The sequence below is a fragment of the Caulobacter sp. GW821-FHT09B11 genome, assembly GCF_059418205.1.
This window is the reverse complement of the sequence record NZ_JBWKPK010000037.1, coordinates 23,356-30,397: the sequence shown is the minus strand read 5'-3', so window position 1 is coordinate 30,397 and position 7,042 is coordinate 23,356. Positions and strand designations below refer to the sequence as shown.

At 67.3% G+C, this 7,042-nt stretch carries 8 protein-coding genes, 1 tRNA gene and 1 pseudogene; 6 read left to right on the top strand and 4 right to left on the bottom strand.

Going from position 1 to position 7,042, the window contains the following annotated elements:
• Positions 1-189: 189 nt before the first annotated feature.
• Together AC07N1_RS22125 and AC07N1_RS22120 are read left to right on the top strand one after the other, a co-directional pair.
• Positions 190-312, top strand: a complete 123-nt coding sequence (locus AC07N1_RS22125; protein WP_494673744.1) for a hypothetical protein — start codon at positions 190-192, stop codon at positions 310-312.
• Between the two features lie 155 nt (positions 313-467).
• Positions 468-824, top strand: a complete 357-nt coding sequence (locus tag AC07N1_RS22120) for a hypothetical protein (protein ID WP_494673743.1) — start codon at positions 468-470, stop codon at positions 822-824.
• Positions 825-1,109: 285 nt separating this feature from the next.
• Here AC07N1_RS22120 and AC07N1_RS22115 read toward each other — a convergent pair.
• The 3 genes and pseudogenes from AC07N1_RS22115 to AC07N1_RS22105 form a co-directional block, all read right to left on the bottom strand.
• Positions 1,110-1,194: transfer RNA gene (locus AC07N1_RS22115), tRNA-Leu, on the bottom strand.
• A gap of 106 nt (positions 1,195-1,300) precedes the next feature.
• A pseudogene (locus AC07N1_RS22110) lies at positions 1,301-1,408 on the bottom strand (hypothetical protein); the annotation flags it as partial.
• Between the two features lie 14 nt (positions 1,409-1,422).
• Positions 1,423-2,331: a LysR family transcriptional regulator gene (locus AC07N1_RS22105; protein WP_494673758.1), complete on the bottom strand. Its 909-nt coding sequence runs from the start codon at positions 2,329-2,331 to the stop codon at positions 1,423-1,425.
• Between the two features lie 125 nt (positions 2,332-2,456).
• On the opposite strand from AC07N1_RS22105, the gene AC07N1_RS22100 reads away from it, so the two are divergent.
• From AC07N1_RS22100 to AC07N1_RS22085, 4 genes are all read left to right on the top strand, one after another.
• Entirely contained in the window at positions 2,457-3,155 is a 699-nt protein-coding gene (locus tag AC07N1_RS22100; RefSeq protein WP_494673742.1) for a pirin family protein, read from the top strand.
• Between the two features lie 75 nt (positions 3,156-3,230).
• Positions 3,231-3,830: an NAD(P)H:quinone oxidoreductase gene (gene wrbA, locus AC07N1_RS22095; RefSeq protein WP_494673741.1), complete on the top strand. Its 600-nt coding sequence runs from the start codon at positions 3,231-3,233 to the stop codon at positions 3,828-3,830.
• Between the two features lie 374 nt (positions 3,831-4,204).
• Positions 4,205-4,849 carry a uracil phosphoribosyltransferase gene (gene upp / locus AC07N1_RS22090; protein WP_494673740.1) on the top strand — a complete coding sequence of 215 codons (645 nt, stop codon included), beginning with the start codon at positions 4,205-4,207 and terminating at the stop codon, positions 4,847-4,849.
• 103 nt (positions 4,850-4,952) lie between these two features.
• On the top strand, positions 4,953-5,336 hold the full coding sequence (locus tag AC07N1_RS22085) for a response regulator (protein ID WP_494673739.1): 384 nt from the start codon (positions 4,953-4,955) through the stop codon (positions 5,334-5,336).
• Positions 5,337-5,502: 166 nt separating this feature from the next.
• Here AC07N1_RS22085 and AC07N1_RS22080 read toward each other — a convergent pair whose 3' ends face one another.
• Positions 5,503-6,999 carry a phosphomannomutase/phosphoglucomutase gene (locus AC07N1_RS22080; RefSeq protein ID WP_494673738.1) on the bottom strand — a complete coding sequence of 499 codons (1,497 nt, stop codon included), beginning with the start codon at positions 6,997-6,999 and terminating at the stop codon, positions 5,503-5,505.
• Positions 7,000-7,042: the final 43 nt, after the last annotated feature.

Genomic DNA, 7,042 nt, shown 5'->3' with positions numbered 1-7,042 from the left:
CCCCCCCCCCCCCCCTTCCCCGGTCTATGCAGCGACCCCCCTCAGTCGCTCCGCGACAGCTCCCCCAGAGGGGGAGCATCTGGAAGCCGGCCTAACGCCGATCCGTGAAATCATCCCCATACGATCAAACCCAGTAGCGCCGCCCGCCAAGCTGTGATTGCATCGAGAAAAATAAGGGGAGAGAAACAAATGGAACTGGTCCAATGGCCGGCGCTGATTGCGTTGGCGGTCGGCGTCGTGGTTTGGGGCGGCGTGATTCTGGTCCGCAATTGGCGGGAAGTTCCCGCGGCCGCCGACGAAGATCTCGACTAGTCTTTCAAGTCTTCATCTGATCGATCGACAAAACCGTCTCTTGCTGGCGGCCTGATCGCGTGCGGCTCGATGTCCGCGTGATCGGACGTGGCGCTGCGCGATCTCGCCCATGGGCCGGCTTGGCGCCCGCCGGCGGCCTCGACTAGTTTGCCGGCATGACAACCCCGCTTTCCGCCCTGAAGCCCATCGTCCTGACCACCGAAGCCGGCGTCGCGTTCCTGCGGCGTCATCCGGCGACGCGCGAGGTGGCGACCGGTGCGTCGGAGACGGGGCTGGTGCGGGCGCACCTGCACTTCGTCGACGCCATGGACCCGCCGCCGGAAGAGCAGTGGGCCATGCCCAACGCCGATGTGCCGGAAGACCGGGACCATGACCTGAGCTTCGAGAACACCGGCCACGCGCCGCCCTACGGGTTCTGGATCACCCACCCCGACGTGCTGGCCTGGGCGACGGACTTCGTCGAGGACGACGGCGCGGCGTGGCAGGTCAGGGTCTGGCTGAAGGGGGCTTGAGGCCTGGTCCGGACGACAGCCGGGGCTTCGTTCGTCTGCGCACAGGCGTATGAGCCGAAGCGTGTGAGTTGAAATCGCCATCGATCGCCTTCCTGGGCCTTGTGCCCAGGATCCATCGTTCCGCTGCTCAGACCTTTGCAGAATGGCCTGGGTCTGAGCGGTCGCCGGCATGGACCCTCGCCACAAGGGCGAGGGAGGCGACGGAGAGATGTCCTGCATCCGGACTGACGCGCGCCTCCTCGCGGAAGCCCACCGCCCGACGACACAAACCCTTGTCAGATAAGCTGGTGCGGGCGGTCGGGGTCGAACCGACACTCCTTTCGGAACCGGATTTTGAGTCCGGCGCGTCTACCAGTTTCACCACGCCCGCGCTTCGCTGCTTGCCCGGGGGCGAAGCGAAGAGGCGACTTCCTAGCAGCGGTCGCCCGGAAGTTCCAGAGGCGGTTTCGCTATCGAGGCTTCTGAATTTTAGCGCGTCATCCCGGGCGAAGGTCCGCGAAGCGGGCCGCAGACCCGGGACCCAGGGGCGACCGCAGTGCGCCTGCCCCTGGGTCCCGGCTCTCCGCTTCGCTGCGGCCGGGATGACGACCCTTGGAGCTCACCCCAGCCACGGCGCCTTGGCCAGCCGTTCGGCCAGGAACTCCATCAGCACGCGCACCCGCGCCGGCCGGATGGCGCTGGGCGGGGTGACCAGGTGCATGGCGATCGGGGGCGGGGTCCAGTCGGCCAGCACCTGCTCCAGGCGGCCGTCGGCGACGTCGTTCCAGACCATGAAGTCGGGTTGCATGGCCAGGGCCTGGCCCTCCAGCAGCAGGGCGCGGAAGACGTCGGCGTTGTTGGCGCGCAGCTGGGCGGGCACGCTGATGGCGTATTGGCCCTGCTGGGCGTGCTCGAACCGCCAGGCGTCGCGCGAGCGGCCGCCGGTGTAGAAGAGGGCGCGGTGGCCGGTCAGGTCCTTAGGATGGCTGGGCCGCCCATGGCGGTCGAAATAGTCGGGCGAGCCGACCAGCATTACCCGCACCGGGCATAGCCGCCGGGCCAGCAGGCTGGAATCCTCCAGGGCCGAGATCCGCAGGGCCAGATCGAAGCCGTCCTCGACGATGTCGACCAGCTGGTCCGACAGCGACAGCTCGACCGACACCTCGGGATAGAGGGCGAAGAAGTCCGAGAGGGCAGGGCCCAGATAGCCGATGCCGAACGACATCGGCGCGGCCAGGCGCACCAGGCCGCGCGGCACGGCCGACTGGGCCGATGCCTCCAGCTCCAGCGTCTCGCCGTCGGCCAGCAGGCGGCTGGCGGCCTCCAGCGAGCTCTGGCCGCTGTCGGTCAGAGACAGCCGGCGCGAGGTGCGGTGGAAGAGGGTCGCGCCCAGCCGCTGTTCCAGGCGCGATACGGCCTTGGAGACCGTGGCGTTGGACAGGCCCAGGTCCTTGGCGGCCCGCGCGAACGAGCCGGTCTCGGCCACCTTGGCGAACACGGCCCAGGCCTCGAAGTCAGGGAGTTTCATCATGTCGTTTTTGGAAATGGTTTCTTTCGACCATTTCTATTTCGGATCGAGCGATCTGTCTCCATCTTCCTCGTCAACGGAGACGCCGCCGCGGCTTCTCCACCCAGACACACCGGGAGATCGACATGATCGAAGTTCGCAAGTTCGACAGCCTGGGCGGCGCCAACCACGGTTGGCTCGACGCCAAGCACCACTTCTCGTTCGCCGGCTACCATGATCCCAAGCGCGTCAATTGGGGCGCCCTGCGGGTCTGGAACGACGACACCATCGCCGCCGGCACCGGCTTCCCGCCGCACCCGCACAACGACATGGAGATCATCACCTACGTTCGCGAGGGGGCGATCACCCACCAGGACAGCCTGGGCAACAAGGGCCGCACCGAAGCGGGCGACGTGCAGGTGATGAGCGCCGGCACCGGCATCCGCCACTCGGAGTACAACCTCGAGCCGGGCGTGACCAAGATCTTCCAGATCTGGATCATCCCGGACCGTGGCGGCGAACCGCCCGCCTGGGGCGCCAAGCCTTTCCCCAAGGGCGACCGCTCCGGCAAGTTCGTGGCCCTGGCCAGCGGCTTCGAAGGCGACGCCGACGCCCTGCCGATCCGCACCGACGCCCGCGTCCTGGGCGCGACGCTGAAGGCGGGTGAAGAGACCGAGTATTCGCTGGGCGACGGCCGCCACGCCTACCTCGTGCCCTCGACCGGCAAGGTCGAAGTCAACGGCGTCAAGCTCGACACCCGCGACGGCGCGGCGATCGCCAACGAGAACACCATCCGGGTCAAGGCTCTGGAAGACGCCGAACTCGTGCTGGTGGACGCCGCCTAAACCTTCAAGACGCGGCGGCAGTCGCCGCGTCTTTTCCTCCCCAACTTCAGACGAAGCTTTCTCTAGGAGACTCCCATGGCCAAGGTTCTGGTCCTTTACTACTCGTCGTACGGCCACATCGAGACGATGGCCAAGGCCGTCGCCGAAGGCGCTCGCAGCGCCGGCGCGACCGTCGACATCAAGCGCGTTCCCGAAACCGTGCCGGAAGAGATCGCCAAGGGCGCTCACTTCAAGCTCGACCAGGAAGCCCCGATCGCCACCGTCGCCGAACTGGCCGACTACGACGCCATCATCATCGGCACCGGCACGCGTTTCGGCCGCCTGAGCTCGCAGATGGCCGCGTTCCTCGACCAGGCCGGCGGCCTGTGGGCCCGCGGCGCGCTGAACGGCAAGGTCGGCGGCGCGTTCGTCTCGACCGCCAGCCAGCACGGCGGCCAGGAAACCACTCTGTTCTCGATCATCACCAACCTGCTGCACTTCGGCATGACGATCATCGGCCTGCCCTATAGCCACCAGGGCCAGATGAGCAACGACGAGATCGTCGGCGGCGCGCCCTACGGCGCCACCACGGTCGCCGGCGGCGACGGCAGCCGCCAGCCGACCCAGATCGACCTGGACGGCGCCCGCCACCAGGGCGAGCTGATCGCCGCCGCGGCCATCAAGCTGCACGGCTAAGGATCCCAGCCGGGTTCCTCCCCCAATGACCCGGCTGTACCGGCCGCGTCGCGCTTCATCCTCCCCCAGGAAGCGCGGCGCGGCTTTTCTTTTGGAAAACGGCGGCTTAACCGCGTTTGGAAGCGTCGTGTTCAGGCTGATGCGTGAGGATGCCCGTACGCAGGGGACAGCGAGGCGGGCGTGGCGAAGAAGATCAAGGCAGCGAAGCGGAGGTCGGGAATGGCCGACTTCATGACGCTGCTGGTCTGCATCGCCTGCACCGTGTGGGCCTTCAGGACGATCGTCGGTCTGGCCGGCTGATTATCGCTTGGCCTTGGGCCAAGAAGGCGGCACTTGAGCGGCAGAGCCGTTTCAAGACCAGGATGTCGCCGCCCATGAACACCCAGACCGCCCAGGGCGTCACGATCGTCGATCACCCGCTGGTGCAGCACAAGCTGACCCTGATGCGGGACAAGGAAACCTCCACCAAGACCTTCCGCGCCCTGATGCGCGAGACCTCGACCCTGATCTGCTACGAGGTCACCCGCGAGCTTTCGATGGACGAGGTCGAGATCCAGACCCCTGTCGCCCCGACCAAGGCCAAGGTCATCGCCGGCAAGAAGCTGGTCTTCGCCCCGATCCTGCGCGCGGGCCTGGGGATGGCCGAGGGCATGCTCGACCTGGTGCCGTCGGCCCGCGTGGCCCATATCGGCCTCTATCGCGATCCCGAGACCCTCGAGGCCGTCGAGTACTACTTCAAGACCCCGGAAGACATCGCCGACCGCCTGGTCATCGTCGTCGATCCGATGCTGGCCACCGGCCACACGGCCGTCGCGGCGATCGACCTCCTGAAGAAGCGCGGCGTGCGCGACCTGCGGTTCGTCTGCCTGCTGGCTTCGGTCCCGGGCGTGGAGACCCTGCGCGCGGCCCACCCCGACGTGCAGATCTGGACGGCGGCGGTCGACGCCTCGCTCAACGACCACGGCTATATCGTTCCGGGCCTGGGCGACGCCGGCGACCGCACTTTCGGTACGCGCTGACCCGCCGGCGCGCGCCGGCCCCGAACCGGGGCTGTTTGTGCGTCTGCGCACTTGCGCGACTCCACGGGCGCGGTAAGCAACGACGTTAACCTTTCGGGACGCCATGCTGGTCACGCCGCCGCTGATCTATGTCGCCGACGACGACGCCCTGACGCGCGAGCTGGTCGAGATCCAGCTCGGGCGCGGCGGCTACGCCGTGCGGACCTATCCGACGGTGGAAGACCTGCTGTCGGCGGTCGAGGCCGCGCCGCCGGCCCTGATCCTGCTCGACGTGCGCATGCCGGGGCTGTCGGGGCTCGACGCCCTGCGCAGCCTCAAGGCCGCGCCGGGCGGGGCCGAGATCCCGGTGCTGATGCTGACGGGGGAGGGGCGGCTCGACCGCATCGTCCAGGCTTTGCAGCTGGGCGCGGCCGGCTACGTGATGAAGCCCTTTACCGGCAAGGCGTTGCTCGATCGGATCGGCGAGGTGCTTGAGGCGAAGGTCTGAGGGCGGTGTCGCCTCCAGCCCGCAACACCCGTCGTCATCCCGGCCGAAGCGAAGCGTAGAGCCGGGATGACGAGCAATTGTGGGCTGGCGAACAGCGGGGGACCGCCAAAACAAAAAGGCCGGGGATCGCTCCCCGGCCTTTCGTTCGTCAGGGCCGTGGGGCCGATCAGATTTCCTGGTTGTACTTGCCGACGCGGGCGCCCAGGCGCGGCTTCACTTCCTGGTGGAAGAGGGCCTTCATGTCGTCTTCCGACTGGGTGCTCTCGACCACGACCACCACTTCGGGCTTGTTCGACGAGGCGCGAACCAGCACCCACGAGCCGTCGTCCAGGTGGACGCGCACGCCGTTGACGGTGATGACCTCGACGATCTTCCGACCCAGGATCGAGCCGCCGGCGGCGAACAGGTCTTCGTATTCCTTCACCACCTCGGCGACGACGCCGTACTTCTTCTCGTCGTCGCAGTGCGGGCTCATGGTCAGCGAGGTGAAGGCGATCGGCAGGGCCTTGCGCAGGTCCGACAGCTTCTTGTCCGGGTTGCGGTCGAGCATGGCCAGCACGGCGGCGGCGGCGGTCAGGCCGCAGTCGTAGCCGTAGCCCAGCGGGGCGTTCATGAAGAAGTGGCCGCTCTTTTCGAAGCCGGCCAGGGCGCCCGTCTCGGCGCTCTTGCGCTTGATGTAGCTGTGGCCGGTCTTCCAGTAGATGACCTTGCAGCCGTGCTCTTTCAGGATCGGGTCGGTGGCGTAGAGGCCGGTCGACTTGACGTCGACGACGAAGGTCGCGCCCGGGTGCAGCGGGGCCAGGTCGCGGGCCAGCATCAGGCCGATCTTGTCGGCGAAGATCTCCTCGCCCTCGTCGTCCACGACGCCGCAGCGGTCGCCGTCGCCGTCGAAGCCGAAGGCCAGGTCCGCGCCGTGCTCACGGACGGCCTTGGCCATCTCGTGCAGCATCTCCAGGTCTTCCGGGTTCGGATTGTACTTGGGGAAGGTGTAGTCGAGGTCGGTGTCCATGCCGACGACGTCCGACACGCCCATGCGCTGCAGGGCGTCGACGGCGAAGGCGCCGGCGGTGCCGTTGCCGCAGGCGGCCAGCACCTTCAGCGGACGGCTGATCTGGGCGCGGGTGGCGACGTTAGCGATGTAGCGCTCGGCCTGGCCTTCGACGCGGATCAGCTTGCCGCCGTCACGCTCGACGAACTTGGCGTTCAGGACGATGTCCTTGAGCTTGCCCATCTCGTCCGGACCGAAGGTCAGCGGCTTCTGGGCGCCCATCTTCACGCCGGTCCAGCCGTTCTCGTTGTGGCTGGCGGTGACCATGGCGACGCACGGGATGTCGAGGTCGAACTGGGCGAAATAGGCGGTGGGCGACAGAGCCAGGCCGATGTCGTGCACTTCGCAGCCGGCGCTCAGCAGGCCCAGGATCAGGGCGTTCTTGATCGACGAGGAATAGGAGCGGAAGTCGTGGCCGACCACGATCTTCGACTGGCCCAGTTCCTGGATGTAGGTGCCCAGGCCCAGGCCCAGGGCCTGAATGCCCAGCAAGTTGATCTCGGGGCCGAACAGCCAGCGCGCATCGTATTCGCGGAAGCCCGTCGCCTTGACCAGCGGTTCGTTTTCGTACGCAGCGGTATTCGGAACCAGATCGGCGCGGGGAGTCGAGAACATAGGAGCTCGCTTCAATGAGTGGCAGGGTGCGTTTAGCTGTCGG

Excerpts from the sequence above, each read along its gene's own strand:
- AC07N1_RS22125 (WP_494673744.1), top strand. The coding sequence starts at position 190 with ATGGAACTGGTCCAATGGCCGGCGCTGATTGCGTTGGCGGTCGGCGTC.
- AC07N1_RS22120 (WP_494673743.1), top strand. The coding sequence starts at position 468 with ATGACAACCCCGCTTTCCGCCCTGAAGCCCATCGTCCTGACCACCGAA.
- AC07N1_RS22105 (WP_494673758.1), bottom strand. The coding sequence starts at position 2,331 with ATGAAACTCCCTGACTTCGAGGCCTGGGCCGTGTTCGCCAAGGTGGCC.
- AC07N1_RS22100 (WP_494673742.1), top strand. The coding sequence starts at position 2,457 with ATGATCGAAGTTCGCAAGTTCGACAGCCTGGGCGGCGCCAACCACGGT.
- wrbA (WP_494673741.1), top strand. The coding sequence starts at position 3,231 with ATGGCCAAGGTTCTGGTCCTTTACTACTCGTCGTACGGCCACATCGAG.
- upp (WP_494673740.1), top strand. The coding sequence starts at position 4,205 with ATGAACACCCAGACCGCCCAGGGCGTCACGATCGTCGATCACCCGCTG.
- AC07N1_RS22085 (WP_494673739.1), top strand. The coding sequence starts at position 4,953 with ATGCTGGTCACGCCGCCGCTGATCTATGTCGCCGACGACGACGCCCTG.
- AC07N1_RS22080 (WP_494673738.1), bottom strand. The coding sequence starts at position 6,999 with ATGTTCTCGACTCCCCGCGCCGATCTGGTTCCGAATACCGCTGCGTAC.